The organism is Pseudonocardia tropica (assembly GCF_040105315.1).
In the GTDB taxonomy this organism is placed as follows: Bacteria; Actinomycetota; Actinomycetes; order Mycobacteriales; family Pseudonocardiaceae; genus Pseudonocardia; species Pseudonocardia alni.
Genome location: NZ_JBEDNP010000006.1, coordinates 1 through 17,108 on the forward strand (window position 1 = coordinate 1; position 17,108 = coordinate 17,108).

Genomic DNA, 17,108 nt, shown 5'->3' on the forward strand with positions numbered 1-17,108 from the left:
AACTCCGACTCGGACAACGCGCAGGTGTCGGCGCTGAGGGCCTGTTCGACGAGGAACCGGAGCAGGGTGAGGTCACCGGAGGGAAACCCGCCGCCGTGCACGCCGGTGGCGTGGGCGGGTGGCTCCTGGGTGGCGGTCACACCATCGACGATAATCGAACGTGTGTTCGATTGCTAGTTTCCGTTCGCTATCGCGAATTCGTGAACTGCAACGATGGTGCTCCGTGAGGTGGTGCGATGTCTCGGGACGGTCGGCGACCAGCGGACGTGCTCAGGGGCTGACGTCGGCCGGTGCTCCCCCGGACCGCGCCGGGCCCGACCACGGCGGCCGACCCGCGGTGATCGAATGCGACCGGGTCGCCGGGATCAGGCGGACATCGTCCGCGCCCGCGCCCCCTCCACGAGCCCCCGCACCATCACCGGTCCGAGGTCCCGGGACCGCCGCACGAGCCACGGCACCCCCTGCACCACCAGCCACGCCCCCCGCTGCCAGGCCGTCACCTCCCGCCCACCGGCGGCGGTGAGCCCGATCTCCCCCGGCACCGCGAACCCGGCGGCGCCGAGCAGCGCGGCGAACCCACGCGCCAGCAACCGGTGCCCGAGCTCGGACGGGTGCAACCGGTCCACGCTCCACGCCGCCGGGTCGTAGCTGCCGACGGTGTCGAGGTCGAGGATCCCGACGGCGGACCGTCCCGTCGTGGCGACCGCGTCGGCCACCGCCCCGTCGACGGCCCCGTTCAGGGCGGCGATCCGGGCGGCGAGCGCCCGCTGCAGCGGTCCCGGCAGCGGCCAGACGCGCGCGTGGTCGTGGAAGCGGAGCAGCAGCACGGTCGCACCGGCCCGCAGCAGCAGCTCGAGCGACTCGGCGCAGTCCCGCCGGATCGCGGCCGGGTCGAAGTCCGAGCGCAGGGTGTCGTTCATCCCGGCGCACAGTACGACGACGTCGGGCCCCGACGCCGCGGCCGCGGGCACCTGCCCGTGCCGTGCGTCGGCCATCCGCGCCCCGGTCCGGGCGTGGTTGTCCAGCCGGACCGAGCCGGGATGGGCGGGGTCGTCGAGGGCGTCGCGCAGCAGCGGCCCGAACCCACGCCAGCCACCGCCGGGCAGGGGGTCACCCAGCCCGACGGCGGTGGAGTCGCCCAGCAGCACGAGGTGCCGGACGGGCCGCCCGGTCGCGCGCGGTACGGCGACGGGACGGACGGGGCGCAGGACCGGATCGACGACGGACGGGCGCGCGGTCATCGGGGACACGCCGACACGATCACCGCCGCAGCCACCGTCTCCGTGTGCAACCGGTGACGGGTCCCGTACCGCCGTGGGAACTCTCGGGGCGGGGCCCTACCACTCGCCGCCGCGGAAGGCGGGGAACAGCGGCAGCGTCGACGACGCGTCCGGGAAGCGGGTGTCGAGCGCGGTCACCACGGCCTCGGCCAGCGCGGCCGTGCCGGGCCGGGCGGTCGCCTCCGCGGTGGCGCCGAGCCCCCGCCAGTAGTGCCGCAGCGCCGTGGAGGTCCGCGGGGACCGCCCGGCGTCGGGACCGATCGGCCCGTCGCGCTCGGGCACCCGCGGCAGCAGCAGCCAGGTCGACCACCACACCCACAGCACCTGGGCGTCGGCCAGGCGCGACTCCAGCAGCTCGGGGTCGTCCAGCTCGGGCCACACCGGCGCGACCTCGGCCCGCCAGGCGTCGAGCATGGCGCCGGCGACGGCGTCGGGCAGTGCGAAGCTCGACGAGCAGCCGGGGAACGGCACCCGCACGTAGGCGGCGTCGAGGACGACGTCGCGGAAGCAGCCCCACTCGAAGTCGACGAACCGCACCCCGCGGCTGGTGACCAGGTTGTTGTCCGGGCAGGTGTCGGACGGGCTGAACGCACGGAACCCGGTGCCGCCGAGCAGGCGCACCCCGCCCTGGGCCTCGAACAGCGCCATCTCCGGCACCTCGACGCCGAGGATCCCGGCCAGCAGCTCCGGCAGACCGGCCAGCGCGGCGCGGGCCTGGTCGGCGACCGGGTCCCGGCGCGCCTTCTCCCCCAGCCGGCGCAGCAGCGCCCCGAAGTCGCCCTCCCGGCCGGCGGTCGCGGCCTGCATCCGGCCCAGGCCGCGGGCCCAGCCGAGCAGGCAGGTCCGGGCGGCCTGGGGGTCCGGGCCGAACAGCTTGTCGGCCAGGGTCAGGCTGCGGCCGAGGTCCTCCAGTACGAGCAGCCGCTGCACCGGGTCGTGCGCGATGATCACAGGGCTGGGCCGGACGTCGCTCGGCAGCGCGGTGAACAGCTGGCAGGACGCGACCTCGTAGCGGAACGGGTCCGACGCCAGGTCCGTGCCGTCCTCGGGCGGCGCGTAGTGCTTCACGACGACGCTGCGCCGGTCGGAGAACGGGTTCTTCGCCATCCGGGCCCGGGCGACGACGGAACGGCCGCTGCCGCCCAGGTCCTCGGGCTCGAACAGCTCGACCTCCGAGCCCGCCCGCCGCGACAGCAACCGCGCGGCCCCGGCCACCGCCGCGACCGCGCCGGGAGTCGACTGCGGATCGGTCATCGAAGGGGACCCTACCCGTCGGAGAGCGCGCGGTCCGCGCCCCGACGACGCGATCCGCGACGGGCGAGCACCAGCACCGCGGCCGCCGCACCGATGGCGCCCACCAGGTTGACCCCCAGCTGCAGCACCGACTGGGCCGCCTCGCTCCAGCGTCCCTCGATCACCGCGACCGAGGCGTAGGCGGCTGCCGGGACGGTCGTCACCGAGATGAACACCCCGACCAGCGCCGACGAGCGCGCCGAGGTCAGCGACAGCATCCCGGCCGCCCCGGCGAGCACGGCGACGACCAGCGAGAACGGCCCCACCTCGTAGATGAAGTCCATCTGCTCGAGGTCGTCGAGCCCGGCGGAGGACAACCAGCCGAGCAGGTCGAACACCAGGGTCGCGACGGCGGTGACGGCCATCGCCAGCGGGAACCCGGCGGCGAGCGCGAGCGCACCGCGCGAGACCAGGTCGCGGCGGCGCAGCACCAGCCCGATCGCCATCGCCGCCATCGGGCCGAACTCCGGGCCCAGCACCATCGCCCCGACCACGGTGACCGGCGAGTCGGTGACCGCGCCGACGGCGGCGAGCAGGCAGGCGATGGTGAGGAAGGTCAGGAACGTCGCGGACAGCCGCGACTCCTCGCCGGTGCGCTGGATCAGCTCGTCCCAGACGACGGCGTCGGCCCCGTCCCCCGGCGCGGCCTCCTCGGCGGCGTCGGCCCGGTCGGACAGCACCGTGTCGAGCTGTTCGAGGGTGATGCCGCCGTCGTGGTCGACGCCGAGGTCGGCGAGCCGGCCCAGCAGGTCGTCGGCGCACTCCCGGGCGACATCGGCCTCGACCAGGTCACCGGCCGGGTGCACCGCCACCCCGGGGTGGACCACCAGGTGGGCCACCCCGGGTTCGGCGTCGAGGACGCTGCGGACCTCGACCGTCCGCCCGGGTGGGCAGACCACCCGCAGGTGCAGCACCTACGCGGCCGGGCCGGACTTCTCCGGGGCGCGCTCGGGCTTGGCGTCGACGCCCGCCTCCTTGCGCTGGGCGGCGGTGATCGGCGCCGGGGCCTGGGTCAGCGGGTCGAACCCGCCACCGGTCTTCGGGAACGCGATGACCTCGCGGATCGAGTCGACGCCGGCGAGCAGCGCGGTGATCCGGTCCCAGCCGAACGCGATCCCGCCGTGCGGCGGCGGGCCGAACGAGAAGGCGTCGAGCAGGAAGCCGAACTTCTCCTGCGCCTCCTCCGCGGACAGGCCCATGATCTCGAAGACGCGCTTCTGCACGTCGGCCGAGTGGATACGGATCGAGCCGCCGCCGATCTCGTTGCCGTTGCAGACGATGTCGTAGGCGTAGGCCAGGGCGTTGCCCGGGTCCTTCTCGAACGTGTCGATCCACTCCGGGGTCGGCGAGGTGAACGCGTGGTGCAGCGCGGTCCACGCACCGCCGCCGACAGCGACGTCGTCGGTGTCGGCGGCCGACTCGAACAGCGGCGCGTCGACGATCCAGACGAACGACCAGGCCGACTCGTCGATCGCACCGGTCCGCCGCGCGATCTCGCCGCGGGCGGCACCGAGCAGCGCGCGGGCCTCGGCGGGCTTGCCGGCGGCGAAGAAGATGCAGTCGCCGGGGTGCGCGCCGACGGCCTCGGCCAGCCCGGACCGCTCGGCCTCGGACAGGTTCTTGACGACGGGGCCACGCTCGTCGACCCGGCCGTCCTCACCGATCAGCACGTAGGCCAGCCCGCGGGCGCCGCGCTGCTTGGCCCACTCCTGCCAGCCGTCGAGCACCTTGCGGGGCTGCGACGCCCCGCCGGGCATGACGACGGCGCCGACGTAGGGGTTCTGGAAGACCCGGAACCCGGTGCCCGCGAAGTACGACGTGAGCTCGGTGAGCTCGATGTCGAAGCGCAGGTCGGGCTTGTCCGAGCCGTAGCGGGCCATCGCCTCGGCGTAGGGCATCCGGCGGATCGGGGCCTCGATCTCGTACCCGACGAGGCGCCACAGCGCGGTGAGGACCTTCTCGGCGAGCGCGATGACGTCGTCCTGCTCGACGAAGCTCATCTCGATGTCGAGCTGGGTGAACTCCGGCTGGCGGTCGGCGCGGAAGTCCTCGTCGCGGTAGCAGCGCGCGATCTGGTAGTACCGCTCCAGCCCGCCGACCATGAGCAGCTGCTTGAACAGCTGCGGGCTCTGCGGCAGCGCGTACCAGGAGCCGGGGCGCAGCCGGGCCGGGACGACGAAGTCGCGCGCGCCCTCCGGGGTGGACCGGGTCAGGGTCGGCGTCTCGACCTCGATGAAGTCCTCGGCGGCGAGCACGTCGCGGGCGGCCTTGTTCACGTCGCTGCGCAGCCTCATCGCCGCGGCGGGCCCGGAACGGCGCAGGTCCAGGTAGCGGTGGGAGAGCCGGATCTCCTCGCCGACGCCGGTGTGCTCGTCGATCGGGAACGGCAGCGGCGCGGACTCCGACAGCACGGTCAGCGCGGTGACCGTGACCTCGATGTCGCCGGTCGGCAGGTCGGAGTTCTCGTTGCCCGCGGGCCGGCGGACGACCTCGCCGACGACCTGGATGCAGAACTCGGAACGCAGCCGGTGGGCCCGCTCGGCCATCTCGCCCTCGCGGAACACGACCTGGGCCGATCCGGAGCGGTCCCGCAGGTCGATGAAGATCACGCCACCGTGATCGCGGCGGCGGGCCACCCATCCGGCGAGGGTCACGGTCTGGCCGGCGTTCTCGGCACGCAGCGTGCCGACGGGGTGGGTTCGCATCACGGCGGTCAAGGCTATCGGCACCCCCCGGGCCGCCTGCCACCAGGTTTCCGGCGGGTTCTCACAGCAGGCTCAGCTGCCCGTCCCCGGGCTCCGCAGCCCGCGGCGCCGCGACCGGCTGCCGGGTCCACCCCGGGTCGCGCGGGTTCGGTTCGGGCCGGTCCAGGCCGTGCCGGGCCAGCAGCGGGGCGACCCGCCGGGCCAGGGCACCGCGGTAGTCGCGGGTGGCGTAGGCCCCGCCGCGGTAGAGCCGCTCGTAACGCGGCAGCAGCGCGGGGTGGGTCCGCCCCAGCCAGGCCAGGAACCACTCCCGGGTCCCGGGACGCAGGTGCAGCGCGAGCACCGTGGCCCGGCTCGCCCCGGCGGCGGCGATCTCCGTCAGCAGGGCGTCGAGGGCCTCGGTGGAGTCGGTCAGCCACGGCAGCACCGGGGCCACCATGACCCCGCAGGGCAGGCCGGCGTCGGTGATCCGGCGGACCAGGTCGAGGCGGGCCCGCGGGCTCGGGGTGCCCGGCTCCAGGTGCGACTGCAGCTCCCGGTCCAGCAGCGCGATCGACACCCCGGTGCCGACGCGGACGTCGGCGTTCGCGGCCGCGAGCTGCGGCAGGTCCCGGCCCAGCACGGTGCCCTTGGTGAGGACGGAGAACGGTGTGCCGGAGCGGGCCAGCGCGGTGATCACCCCGGGCATCAGCCGGTAGCGGCCCTCCGCCCGCTGGTACGGGTCGGTGTTGGTGCCCATCGCGACGTGCTCGCGCCGCCACGACGGCCGGGCCAGCTCCCGTTCCAGCACCCGCGCGACGTTCACCTTGACCACGATCTGGGAGTCGAAGTCCGCGCCCGCGTCGAGGTCGAGGTAGGTGTGGGTGGTGCGGGCGAAGCAGTTGTGGCTGACCACCCCGGCGGCGACGAAGTCCCCCGTGCCGGTGGTGATGTCGACCATCGGGCGGAGGGTGCCGGTGTCGCGGACGGCCACCACCCGCGGCGCTCCCCCGGGCGGCTCCTCGACGCGGGCGCCACCGACGTCGCGCACCCGGGCCACGGCCGGGTCGGTCACCGCGACCAGCCGCAACTGCTCGGCGACCCCGCCCAGCACCCGCAGCGCCCGCACCCCGGGCCGGGCCGACGGCTCCGAGGCCACCCGGAACCCGAGCCGGCGCAGCGCGTCGACGCAGGCCCGGGCGAGCTCCTCGTCGCCGGGCACGATCCGCAGCACCCCGGCGGAGACCTCACCGCAGGCGTCGACGATCCCGCCGACGAACCCGGCCGACCAGCCGCGGGCGGGCCGCTGCGGCCACTCCGTCGGCGACGGGGCGGGCGCCGCGAGCACCCCGGCGGCCACGGGCACCGGCCGCGCGGTCAGCAGGTGGTGGGCGCGGGCGAGCGCCTCCAGCTCGACCCAGCCGGTCGGGAACGGCTCGGCCCGCACCCGGCCGCGCACCGCGTCGGCCCGGACCAGCCCGCACAGCCAGCCCTCGGCGTATCCGTCGGGCCGGGCCCCGCCCGGGACCGCGGCCGCACCGGGCCCGACCAGCGCCGTCCCCGGGCTCAGGTGCGGCCGGTCCGCGGAGGCCCGGCAGCGCCCCGGTCGCACGTGCGCCCAGCCGGAGGTGGTGAGGAAGCGGTGCTCGGCGGAGGTGACGAGCCGCGTGCCGTCGTCGAGGGTCACCTCCTGGGCGCGGCGCCGCGTCGACCAGCGCGCGAGCACCGGGGTGCGGACGAAGCGGCGCCGACCGCCGCCGTCGGTGACGGTGCCGACCACCTCGTCGCCCGGGCGCAGCTCCCCGATCGGCCGCGACCGGCCGTCGGCGGTGAGTACCGGGGTCTCCGGGACGAGGCAGTAGGTGCACGCGTGCGAGCAGCCGCGGTAGGGGTTGACCGTCCAGCCGAACGGCACCGGTGACGACGACGGCACCCGGTTCAGCACCGAGCGCGCCTCGACCTCGTGGAACACCGTGTCCGCGAACCCGGGCGTGCGCACCGAGCGCAGCAACCCCCGCATCCCCGGCAGTGCCGTCGCGTTCCCGACACCGTCCGCCCCGACCTGCTGTCCGTCCCATCGCACGGGTCGAGTCGAACACAAGTTCGAACGACGGGCAACCGGTCGTCGCCGGGCGGTCGCGTCCGGGCGAACGGCACCCCGCAAGTCGAAGATCGTTTGCGAGGATGCGGACGTGCCCCCGCCCCCGCCCGTCCCGCGCGACCCGTCCGCCCCCGACGGCGGGCGGCCCGCCGCCCCGCGGACGGGTGGGCGGCGGCGCGCCGAGGACCGGCCCCCGGGCGCCTCGGGCGGGCACCGGCTCCCGGGTGGCGAACCGGCGCGGCACCGGGCCCGCCACGCTCCGGCCCCGCGCCGTCCGCCCCCCGTGGAGCACCGCCCCGGGCCCGCACCGGCGGGCGGCGCGGCGACGGACCCGGCCGACGGCGCCGAGACCGGTCCGATCCCCCATCCCGGGCACCCGGGCGGCTGGGGCGACTGCCCCGGCCGGACCGACCTCGGCGCCACACCCGGCCCGGCGGCCCCGCCCGCCCCCGGCCGGGGACTCGGGCAGGGGCACGGTCACGGGCACGGGCACGGCGCCGCCTCCCCGGCCGGGCGACGGGTGCGCAGGCTGCTGGTCGCGCTGCTCGTGCCGTGCGTCCTCGCGACGCTCGCCGGGGTGGCCCTGCTGTGGCCGGGCGCGACCCCGGTCCCGGAGATCCCGCCCACCCAGCAGGTGCACGGCACCGTCACCGCGGTGCAGGTCGCGGACTGCTCCCCCGGCGCCGGGGACCGTCGCTGCACCGGGGTGACGGTCGCACTGTCCGACGGGCCGCGCGCCGGACGGGACCTGGTGCAGCTGGTGCCGAACGAGCCGTCGACGCCGCGGTTCGCGGTGGACGACCCGGTCACGCTGTCGTGGTCGGGCGCGAACCCCGACGACGCGGGCTCCTACCAGCTCGTGGACTTCCAGCGCGGCGCCCCGCTGGGGTGGCTGGCGGCGGCGTTCGCGCTGGCCGTCGTCGTGCTGGGGCGGCTGCGCGGGTTCGCGGCGCTGGTCAGCCTGGCGCTGAGCTTCGTCGTCCTGCTGTGGTTCGTGCTGCCGGCGATCCTGTCCGGCGGCTCCCCGCTCGCGGTCGCCGTCACCGGCGCCTGCCTGATCATGTTCGTGGTGCTGTACCTGACCCACGGGTTCACCGCGCGGACCTCGTGCGCGGTGCTCGGCACGCTGGCCTCGCTGGCCCTGATCGGGGTGCTCGGCTACCTGTTCACCGTCACCTCGCGGCTCACCGGGCTCGACGACACCACCGCCACCCTGATCGGCACGCTCGGCCCCGGCGTGCCGGTCGACCCGCGCGGGCTGGTGCTGGCCGGGCTGGTGATCGGCGCGCTCGGGGCCCTCGACGACGTCACCGTCACCCAGGCCTCCGCGGTGTGGGAGCTGGGCGCGGCGAACCCCGAGCTGGGGGTGCGCGAGCTGTTCGCGGCCGGGATGCGGATCGGGCGCGACCACGTCGCGTCCGCGGTGAACACCCTGGTGCTGGCCTACGCCGGCGCCGCGCTCCCGCTGCTGCTGCTGTTCACGGTGGCGGCGGGCGGCGTGACCCAGGTGCTCACCAGCCAGGACGTGGCGACCGAGATCGTGCGGACCCTGGTGGGCAGCATCGGGCTGGTCGCCGCCGTCCCGGTGACGACCGGGCTGGCCGCGCTGGTCGTCGGCCGGCGCTGAGTCCGGTCCGGCGACCTACCCGGCGGGCTGGAGCACGAGGTCGTAGCGGGCCTCGTACCAGGGGACCTCGCTGTGCCCGCCGTCCGGCGTGGGGCCGGGCCCGCGGCGGGTGAAGCCGACGACGAGCTCGCGCTTGACCCCGAACACGACGTCGGAGTCGAGGAACTCGGTGCCCTCCCGGAACAGGTGGGTGATCAGCGGCTCGTAGCCGGGCACGGCCAGCAGGAAGTGGATGTGCGCGGGCCGCATCGGGCTGATGTCGGTGCGCGAGACGAGGTCGCCGACGGGGCCGTCCATCGGGATGGCGTAGCCGAGCGGGGCGATGGTGCGCAGGCAGTAGCGGCCGTCGTCGCCGGTGGTGTACTTCGCGCGCAGCCGGGCCTCGTCGACGTCGAGCTGGGCCTCGTAGGTGCCGTCGGCGTCGGACTGCCAGACGTCGAGGACGGCTCCGGTCACCGGGGTGCCGTCGAGCGCGCGGACGCTGCCGTGCACGAACAGCGGGTCGCCGGGCAGCCCGTCGGACATGTCCTCGCCGGAGGCCTTCTCCGGGGAGCCGTCGATGTGGAACGGGCCCAGCACCGTCGCCGGGGTCGCGGCCGGGTCGAGCCGGTGGTTCTGCTGGACGACGAGCATCGACAGCCCGAGCACGTCGGAGGCGAGGATGAACTCCGCGCGCTTGTCGTCGGAGATCTGCCCGGTGGCGGTCAGCCAGCGCACCGCGGCCATCCACTCGTCCTCGGTGAGGCGGGTCTCGCGGGCGAAGTCGTGCAGGTGACGCACCAGGGCCGTCATCAGCTCGGCGGTGCGCGGGTCGTGCGCGGTCGCCCAGCGCGCGACGGCGGTGTCGGTGATCGTGTCCTCGGTGACGGTGGGCTGCGTCATCGCAGGTCTCCCTCGGGCTGGTACGGGTCGGGGTCGACGGACCGGTTGTGCAGGTCCACCGACAGGAAGATCTCGTTGGCGACGGGGTGGCGCAGCTCCTCGGCGAGCTGGCCGATCAGGCCCGCGGTGCGGGCGAGCAGGGCGAAGCCGCGCAGCAGCTCCAGCGGCAGCCCGAGGTCGGCGAGCGCGGCGCCGCAGACCCCGGCGCCGTTGAGCGGCAGGGTGCGGCCGAGGACCTGCGGGTGCACCCGGCCGATCGCGGCGAACAGGCTCAGGTGGTCGCCGAGCAGGCCCTCCTCGGCGGCGATCGCGAACAGCCGCGGGGTGCGGGGGTCGCCGTCCTTGTGGACGTGGTGCCCCAGGCCCGGCACGAACCGCCTCGCCGCCCGCTGGGCGGTGACGATCTCCAGCGCGACGGCGTCCCAGCCGTCGTCGGTGGTCGGGCGCTCGGCGGGCAGGTGGTCGTGCAGGAAGCGGCCGCAGTCCTCGGTGACGCCGAGGAAGCGCGACCCGCCACCGAGCAGCCCGGCGGCGAGCGCGCCCTGCACCGAGTCCGGCGCGGACAGGTGGGTGAGCCGGGTGACGATCGCGGTCGGGGTGAACCCGTGGTCGGCCAGCGCGGCCAGCACCGCCTCGAACACCCGGGTCTCGCCGGGGGTGGGCCGGCGCTGGGTGGCCAGCCAGAACGCGAGCTCGCCGAACCCGACCGAGCCCATGACGTCGTCGGCGAGGTCGTGGCCGAGCAGGGTGATGGTGTCCTTCGTCGAGGCACCCAGGGCGGTCGGGTAGGTCATGAGTCGAGCCACTTCCGCAGGTCGGCGCCGTGCTCGTCGAGCCGCGGCGGGGGGAGGCGGTAGACGGCCGGGGTGGCGGAGAACCGGACCGGGTGCCGGGTGGTGGGCACCGCGCGGTCGCCGTCCCCGACGGTGACGACGGGGTCGAGCCCGAAGCGCTCGGCCATCGCGAACCCGCCGTCGATGGTCTGGATCGGCCCGGACGGCACGCCGGCGGCGGTGAGCAGCTCGAACCACTCGACGGCGCCCTTCGTCGCGAGCCGCTCGACCAGCAGCGGGCGCAGCTCCTCCCGGTTGACCGTGCGGTCGGCGTTGCGGGCGAAGCGCGGGTCGTCGGCGAGGGCGGGGACCCCGAGCACGCCGCAGAGCCTGCGGAACTGGGCGTCGTTGCCCGCGGCGACGATCAGGTCGTCATCGGCGGTGGGCATCGGCTCGTAGGGGAACACCGAGGGGTGGGCGTTGCCCATCCGGTAGGGCACCGTCCCGCCCGCGACCCAGGCGGAGCTGTGGTTGACCAGCCCGGTCAGCGCGGAGGACAGCAGGTTGACCTCGACGTGCTGGCCGGTGCCGGTGCGGTCGCGGTGGCGCAGCGCGGCGAGGACGCCGATCGCGGCGTGGTTGCCCGCCATCACGTCGAACACCGAGATCCCGGCCCGGTACGGCGGCCCGTCCGGGTCCCCGGTCAGGCTCATCAGCCCGGACATCGCCTGCACCATGAGGTCGTAGCCGGGCACGTGCGCGCCCGCGCCGGAGCCGAACCCGGAGATCGAGGCGTAGACGACGCCCGGGTTGTCGGCGGCGACGGAGGCGTGGTCCAGCCCGAAGCGGGCCATCCCGCCGGGCCGCAGGTTCTCGATGACGACGTCGGCGCGGCGGGCGAGCTCGCGGGCCGCGGCGAGGTCGCCGGGGTCGCGCAGGTCGAGCGCGATCGACCGCTTCCCCCGGTTGATGCCGAGGTAGTAGGTGGCCTCGCCGTCGCGTTCGGGCGGGGTCCAGGTGCGGGTGTCGTCGCCCGCCGGTCCCTCGACCTTGACGACGTCGGCGCCCATGTCCGCCAGCAGCATCGTCGCGTACGGCCCGGCCAGGATCCGGGAGAAGTCGGCGACGAGCACGCCGTCGAGCGGCCCGCCGGTTCCGGGTTCCGCCATCGGTGTCCCTCCGCAGTGATCGCTGTGCGGACGAGTGTCCGCCAGACGATCGTGACCCCGGGCGCGGGCGGCGGTCAAGCCGTGGCCGACACCGTCACGTGCGGCGCGGAGGCGAGCCGGGCGAAGTCGGCGCTGATGTCGCCCGCGGCCTGCAGCAGCAGCGGCAGGTGGTGTTCGAGCAGGGTCTCCAGCGAGGTCTCCGCGGCGTGGCAGTTGACGTTGACCCCGGCGACGACCCGGCCCTCGCCGTCGCGCAGCGGGGCGGCGACCGAGCGGATGCCCGGGGCGAGCTGCTCGTCGGTCATCGCCCAGCCGCGGGCGCGGACCTCGCGCAGTTCGGCGTCGCGCTCGGCGGCCGCCGGGGCGTGCCGTGGGGTCAGCCCGGAGCGCGACGGCTCGGCCAGCACCCGCTCCAGCTCCTCGGGGGCCAGCGCGGCGAGCTGGACCTTCCCCAGCGACGTCGACGCGGCCGGGAACCGGGTGCCGATCTGCACCGACAGCGCGACGATCTTGGGTACCGCGACCCGCGCGACGTAGACGATGTCGCTGCCGTCGAGCTGGGCGATCGAGCACGACTCGTGGGTCCGCGCGACGAGGCGCTCCAGGTGCGGCCGGGCGACGTCCCACAGCCCGGTCGACCGGACGTAGGCGACACCCAGGTCCAGCACCCGCGGGGTGAGGGCGTAGCCGCGCTCGCCGGAACGGACGTAGCCGAGCTCGGTGAGGGTGAGCAGCACCCGGCGCACGGTCGGGCGGGCGAGCCCGGTCGCGCCGGCCAGGTCGGCGAGGGTCATCTCCGCCCGGCCGGGCCGGAAGGCGGTGATCACCTCGAGACCGCGGGCGAGCGCCTCGATGAAGTCCGGGCCGGTCCCGTCGCGTGCCATGGGCCCACGGTAGCCGGACACCCCCGCGACCCGGCCGTTGACAGCCCGAGAAGGGTGCGCGACAGTGGCCGCCGTCCGTGCGATGTCCGCACAGCGGACGTTTGTCCGCAAAGTCGAGGGGTGCGTCGATGAGCGTCGTCTTCCGCAACGGGACTGTCCTGACCGTGGATACGGGCCGGACGGTCCTGTCCGGCCACGACGTCCTGGTGACCGGTGACCGGATCGCCGCGGTCGGGGTCGGCCTGGAGGTGCCCGAGGGCACCGAGGAGATCGACGCGACCGGCGGGATCGTGATGCCCGGCATGGTCGACACCCACCGGCACATGTGGCAGACCTCGTTGCGCGGGTACGGCGCCGACTGGACGCTCACCCAGTACTTCGTCTGGAACTACCTGGAGTGGGGCAGGATCTTCCGCCCGGAGGACATCCACGCGGGGAACCTGCTCGCCGCACTGGAGGCCCTCGACGCGGGCGTCACCACCACCGTCGACTGGTCGCACGGGCTGCAGACCCCGCAGCACGCCGACGCCGCCGTCGACGCCCTGGCCTCCACCGCGGGCCGGTTCGTGCTCGCCTACGGCAACATCCACGACGCCCCCGCGAACTGGACCGCCGACCCCGGGTTCCGCGAGTTCGTGTCCCGGCGCATCACCCCCGGCGACGACATGCTCGGCTTCCAGCTCGCCTTCGACGTCACCGGTGACCCGGCGTTCCCCGAGCGCCCCGCGTTCGAGGTGGCCCGCGAGCTCGGCGTCGGCGTCACCACGCACGCCGGGGTGTGGGGCGCGACCGACGACGACGGCGTCCGGCTCATGCACGAGCACGGCTTCGCCGGCCCGGACACCGTCTACGTGCACGCCGCGACCCTGTCCGCGGACTCCTACCACCGGATCGCCGCCACCGGCGGCTCGGTGTCGGTGTCCACCGAGAGCGAGCAGAGCGCCGGGCAGGGCTACCCGCCCACCTGGGCGCTGCGCGAGCACGGGATCCCGGTGTCGCTGTCGATGGACACCTCCATGTGGTGGAGCGCGGACCTGTTCTCGGCGATGCGCACCACGCTGGGCGCCGACCGGTCCCGCGAGCACCTGGAGGCGCACGCGCGCGGGGACACCGTCACCCACTCGTCGCTGCGGGCCGAGCAGGTCGTGGAGTGGGCGACCCGGGGCGGGGCCCGCGCGATCGGGCGCGGGTCCGACCTCGGCTCGGTCGAGGTCGGCAGGAAGGCCGACCTGGTGCTGCTGCGCAACGACCACTCGCCGGTGTCGTTCCCGCTGCTCAACCCGCACGGTCACGTCGCGTTCCAGGCCCAGCGCGGCGACGTGCACACCGTCCTGGTGGACGGGCGCGTGGTGAAGCGCGACGGGCGCCTGGTCGACGTCGACCTCGCCGCCGCGCGGACCGCGGTCACCGCGACCGTCGAGCACCTGCGCGCCACGATGGGCGAGGCGGCCTGGCAGGCCGGGATGAACCCCGAGATCCCCGAGACCAAGGTCCTCGACAACCCCTACACCTACACCGACTACCGCAGCGCGGCCACGCACGGCGGCTGATCAGGCGGAGAGGCGGGCCACCAGGTGCGCCTCGCCGTTGCCCTCGCCGTGGGCGAGGACCTCGAGGCCGGCGAACGCGGCGGTCAGCTCACCGGGCACCGCCCGGAACGGGCCGCCCGCGTCGCCGACCTCGGACAGCACCGTGACCACCAGCAGCCCGCCCGGGGCGAGCGCGGCACGCAGCGCCGGGTAGAGCGCCGGGTCGCGGAACCGCTGGCAGACGACGACGTCGTAGCGGTCGTCGTCGCGGGGGAAGCCGGCGTCGAGGTCGGCCTCCACCCAGCGCACCCGGACGTCGTGGGCGGCGGCGAGCCCGGCGCCCGCGGCGAGCCCGGCCGGGGACACGTCGACGGCGACGACGTCGAGCCCCCGCATCGCCAGCCACACCGCGACCGCGCCGCGCCCGCAGGCCACGTCCAGCGCCCGGCCCGAGGACGGGAGCAGGTCCGTGCGTCCGCGCAGCGCGTCCGGCGGGAGCGGCGACCCGGCCCCCGCGGCGGTGTGCCGGGCGTCCCAGCGTTCGCGGTCCGAGGCCGCCACCGCGGCCTCAGCCCGCCAGGGCGGTCACGACGGCGTCGGTGACCGCGTCCAGCGGGACGTCCTGCTGCTCGCCGGAGACGAGGTCCTTGAGCCCGACGGTGCCGTTCTCCAGGTCCCGGTCCCCCAGGACCAGCGCGAACCGCGCGCCGGACCGGTCGGCGGACTTCATCGCGCCCTTGAGCCCCCGGCCGCCGTAGGCCAGGTCGACCCGCAGGCCCCGGGCCCGCAGCTGCGCGGCGACCACGACGAGGCGGCGCTGCGCGGCGTCGCCGAGGGACACCCCGAACACCTCGACCCGGGCCTCCGACCAGGGCTGCACACCCTCGGCCCGGCAGGCGAGCAGCGTGCGGTCGACGCCGATGCCGAACCCGACGCCGGACAGCTCCGGTCCGCCGAGGGTCGCCATCAGGCCGTCGTAGCGGCCGCCGCCGCCGATGCCCGACTGCGCGCCGAGGCCGTCGTGGACGAACTCGAAGGTGGTCTTGGTGTAGTAGTCCAGGCCGCGCACCATCCGCGGGTTGGACGTGTAGGCGACGCCGAGGTCGTCGAGGTGGGCCAGCACGCGGGCGTGGTGGTCGGCGGCGGCGTCGGACAGGTGGTCCATCAGCAGCGGCGCGTCGGCCATCGCGGCGCGGACCTCGGGGCGCTTGTCGTCGAGCACCCGCAGCGGGTTGATCTCCGCCCGGGCCCGGGTCGCCTCGTCGAGGTCGAGCCCGGCGAGGAAGTCCTGCAGCAGCGCGCGGTAGGCGGGGCGGCACTCGGCGTCGCCCAGCGAGGTGATCTCCAGCCGGTAGCCGGTCAGGCCGAGGGCCGTGAAGCCCTCGTCGGCGATCGCGATGACCTCGGCGTCCAGGCCTGCGTCGTCCACCCCGATCGCCTCCACACCGACCTGCTGGAGCTGCCGGTAGCGCCCGGCCTGGGGCCGCTCGTAGCGGAAGAACGGGCCGGCGTAGCGGAGCTTGACCGGCAGGCCCTGCTTGTCGAGGTTGTGCTCGATCACCGAACGGACCACGCCCGCGGTGCCCTCGGGGCGCAGCGTCACCGAGCGGTCGCCGCGGTCGGCGAAGGTGTACATCTCCTTGGAGACGACGTCGGTGGACTCCCCCACCCCGCGGGCGTAGAGGCCGGTGTCCTCGAACACCGGCAGCTCGATGTGGCCGTACCCGGCGCGCTCGGCGGCGGCGGCGAGGGTGTCCCGCACGTGCACGAACCCGGCCGAGGACGGCGGGAGGTACTCGGGGATGCCCTTCGGCGCGGCGAACGGCTCGGGCCTGCGGGCCCGGCCCACCTGCGGCTCGGTGGCGGTCACGGTTGCTGCACGTCCTCTCCGGGGATCATGTCGGGGGTCCTCCAGCCTAGAACCGGTGTCTCTCAGCTTTCTCCCCAGGTCGCCCCGATACCCTCACCGCGCGTACGAGTGATCAAGTCAGGGAGTTGGGCGGGACGTGGCGACGAACGAGCAGCGCCGGGAGGCGGCCAAGCGCAAGCTGGAGGCGCAGCAGGCCCACCGGGCGCAGCGGCAGCAGCAGCGCAAGCGGAACACGACGATCGCGGCCGTCGTGACGGTGCTGGTCGTGGTGCTGGCCGCGGTCGGGGTGTACGCGCTGACCTCGGCCTGGGGCGGTTCCGACGCCGCCGGGCAGAGCGCCGCGGCGCCGGCGCCCGCCGGGGACGGCCCGGACACCGCCGGTCGGCCGACCGTGCCGCTGCCCACGCGCCCGACGGCGCTGCCGGCGTCGGTGGACTGCACCTACCCGAAGTCCCCCGAGCCCGCCTCGAAGCCGGTGAACCCGCCGGCGGCCGGCTCCACCCCGGCCCAGGGGACGGTCACGGCGGACCTGCAGACCAGCGCGGGCCCGATCGACCTGACGCTGGACCGCGGCCTGGCGCCGTGCACGGTCAAGAGCTTCGAGAGCCTGGCGCAGCAGGGCTACTTCGACGGGACCTCCTGCCACCGGCTGACGACCAGCCCGGGCCTGCAGGTGCTCCAGTGCGGTGACCCGAGCGGCAGCGGGCGCGGCGGCCCCGGCTACTCCTTCGCCGACGAGGTGTTCCCCGGCCTCACCTACGGCCGCGGGCTGCTCGCGATGGCCAACGCCGGCCCCGACACCAACGGCAGCCAGTTCTTCATGATCTACGGCGACGCCCAGCTGCCGCCGAGCTACACCGTGTTCGGCTCCATCGGCTCCGAGGGCCTCGCGACGCTGGACAAGGTCGCCAAGGGCGGCGAGTCCGTCGGCTCCGGTGACGGCGTGCCGAGCATCCCGGTCGAGATCCAGCGCACCACCCTCGGCTGACCGGCTCCCCGGTCCGCCCCCGGGTGGG

14 protein-coding genes are annotated in these 17,108 nt (G+C 75.3%); 3 read left to right on the plus strand and 11 right to left on the minus strand.

What is annotated here, in order from left to right:
- Positions 1-365: 365 nt before the first annotated feature.
- The 5 genes from WHI96_RS11590 to WHI96_RS11610 all read right to left on the minus strand — a co-directional run bounded on the left by WHI96_RS11590 (position 366) and on the right by WHI96_RS11610 (position 7,340).
- Positions 366-1,241, minus strand: coding sequence for a GDSL-type esterase/lipase family protein (locus WHI96_RS11590; RefSeq protein WP_345653207.1), 876 nt, complete (start codon positions 1,239-1,241; stop codon positions 366-368).
- Between the two features lie 96 nt (positions 1,242-1,337).
- Positions 1,338-2,534, minus strand: coding sequence for a hypothetical protein (locus tag WHI96_RS11595; protein WP_345653199.1), 1,197 nt, complete (start codon positions 2,532-2,534; stop codon positions 1,338-1,340).
- An 11-nt stretch (positions 2,535-2,545) separates the two neighbouring features.
- The gene (locus WHI96_RS11600; protein ID WP_345653196.1) at positions 2,546-3,487 is read right to left on the minus strand and encodes a DUF389 domain-containing protein; all 942 of its coding nucleotides are present in this window, start codon (positions 3,485-3,487) and stop codon (positions 2,546-2,548) included.
- The gene (gene aspS, locus WHI96_RS11605) at positions 3,488-5,281 is read right to left on the minus strand and encodes an aspartate--tRNA ligase (RefSeq protein ID WP_345653193.1); all 1,794 of its coding nucleotides are present in this window, start codon (positions 5,279-5,281) and stop codon (positions 3,488-3,490) included.
- A gap of 58 nt (positions 5,282-5,339) precedes the next feature.
- Positions 5,340-7,340 carry an intein-containing Rv2578c family radical SAM protein gene (locus WHI96_RS11610; protein WP_345653190.1) on the minus strand — a complete coding sequence of 667 codons (2,001 nt, stop codon included), beginning with the start codon at positions 7,338-7,340 and terminating at the stop codon, positions 5,340-5,342.
- A gap of 109 nt (positions 7,341-7,449) precedes the next feature.
- On the opposite strand from WHI96_RS11610, the gene WHI96_RS11615 reads away from it, so the two are divergent.
- Positions 7,450-8,985 carry a YibE/F family protein gene (locus WHI96_RS11615; RefSeq protein ID WP_345653187.1) on the plus strand — a complete coding sequence of 512 codons (1,536 nt, stop codon included), beginning with the start codon at positions 7,450-7,452 and terminating at the stop codon, positions 8,983-8,985.
- A gap of 15 nt (positions 8,986-9,000) precedes the next feature.
- On the opposite strand, the gene WHI96_RS11620 is transcribed toward WHI96_RS11615, so the two are convergent.
- The 4 genes from WHI96_RS11620 to WHI96_RS11635 all read right to left on the minus strand — a co-directional run bounded on the left by WHI96_RS11620 (position 9,001) and on the right by WHI96_RS11635 (position 12,693).
- Positions 9,001-9,867, minus strand: coding sequence for a dioxygenase family protein (locus tag WHI96_RS11620; RefSeq protein ID WP_345653184.1), 867 nt, complete (start codon positions 9,865-9,867; stop codon positions 9,001-9,003).
- Positions 9,864-10,661: a citryl-CoA lyase gene (locus tag WHI96_RS11625; protein ID WP_345653181.1), complete on the minus strand. Its 798-nt coding sequence runs from the start codon at positions 10,659-10,661 to the stop codon at positions 9,864-9,866. The genes WHI96_RS11620 and WHI96_RS11625 overlap by 4 nt, the downstream gene beginning before the upstream one ends.
- A complete protein-coding gene (locus WHI96_RS11630; RefSeq protein WP_345653178.1) occupies positions 10,658-11,809 on the minus strand; it encodes a CaiB/BaiF CoA transferase family protein in 1,152 nt (383 codons plus the stop codon). Before WHI96_RS11630 ends, WHI96_RS11625 begins: the two co-directional genes overlap by 4 nt.
- A 74-nt stretch (positions 11,810-11,883) precedes the next feature.
- The gene (locus tag WHI96_RS11635) at positions 11,884-12,693 is read right to left on the minus strand and encodes an IclR family transcriptional regulator domain-containing protein (protein WP_345653175.1); all 810 of its coding nucleotides are present in this window, start codon (positions 12,691-12,693) and stop codon (positions 11,884-11,886) included.
- 128 nt (positions 12,694-12,821) lie between these two features.
- Here WHI96_RS11635 and WHI96_RS11640 point away from each other — a divergent pair, with 128 nt between their 5' ends.
- Complete coding sequence (locus WHI96_RS11640) at positions 12,822-14,243, plus strand: amidohydrolase family protein (RefSeq protein ID WP_345653172.1); 1,422 nt, start codon at positions 12,822-12,824, stop codon at positions 14,241-14,243.
- Here WHI96_RS11640 and WHI96_RS11645 read toward each other — a convergent pair whose 3' ends face one another.
- Together WHI96_RS11645 and hisS are read right to left on the minus strand one after the other, a co-directional pair.
- Positions 14,244-14,783, minus strand: coding sequence for a class I SAM-dependent methyltransferase (locus tag WHI96_RS11645; RefSeq protein WP_345653169.1), 540 nt, complete (start codon positions 14,781-14,783; stop codon positions 14,244-14,246).
- Between the two features lie 7 nt (positions 14,784-14,790).
- Entirely contained in the window at positions 14,791-16,092 is a 1,302-nt protein-coding gene (hisS, locus tag WHI96_RS11650) for a histidine--tRNA ligase (protein ID WP_345653167.1), read from the minus strand.
- Between the two features lie 136 nt (positions 16,093-16,228).
- On the opposite strand from hisS, the gene WHI96_RS11655 reads away from it, so the two are divergent.
- On the plus strand, positions 16,229-17,080 hold the full coding sequence (locus WHI96_RS11655; RefSeq protein WP_345653164.1) for a peptidylprolyl isomerase: 852 nt from the start codon (positions 16,229-16,231) through the stop codon (positions 17,078-17,080).
- Positions 17,081-17,108 lie beyond the last annotated feature (28 nt).

What these genes read in the sequence shown, in the direction of transcription:
- WHI96_RS11620 (WP_345653184.1), bottom strand. Translation starts at nt 9,867, where the DNA reads ATGACGCAGCCCACCGTCACCGAGGACACGATCACCGACACCGCCGTC.
- WHI96_RS11640 (WP_345653172.1), top strand. Translation starts at nt 12,822, where the DNA reads ATGAGCGTCGTCTTCCGCAACGGGACTGTCCTGACCGTGGATACGGGC.
- WHI96_RS11635 (WP_345653175.1), bottom strand. Translation starts at nt 12,693, where the DNA reads ATGGCACGCGACGGGACCGGCCCGGACTTCATCGAGGCGCTCGCCCGC.
- WHI96_RS11595 (WP_345653199.1), bottom strand. Translation starts at nt 2,534, where the DNA reads ATGACCGATCCGCAGTCGACTCCCGGCGCGGTCGCGGCGGTGGCCGGG.
- WHI96_RS11590 (WP_345653207.1), bottom strand. Translation starts at nt 1,241, where the DNA reads ATGACCGCGCGCCCGTCCGTCGTCGATCCGGTCCTGCGCCCCGTCCGT.
- WHI96_RS11625 (WP_345653181.1), bottom strand. Translation starts at nt 10,661, where the DNA reads ATGACCTACCCGACCGCCCTGGGTGCCTCGACGAAGGACACCATCACC.
- WHI96_RS11630 (WP_345653178.1), bottom strand. Translation starts at nt 11,809, where the DNA reads ATGGCGGAACCCGGAACCGGCGGGCCGCTCGACGGCGTGCTCGTCGCC.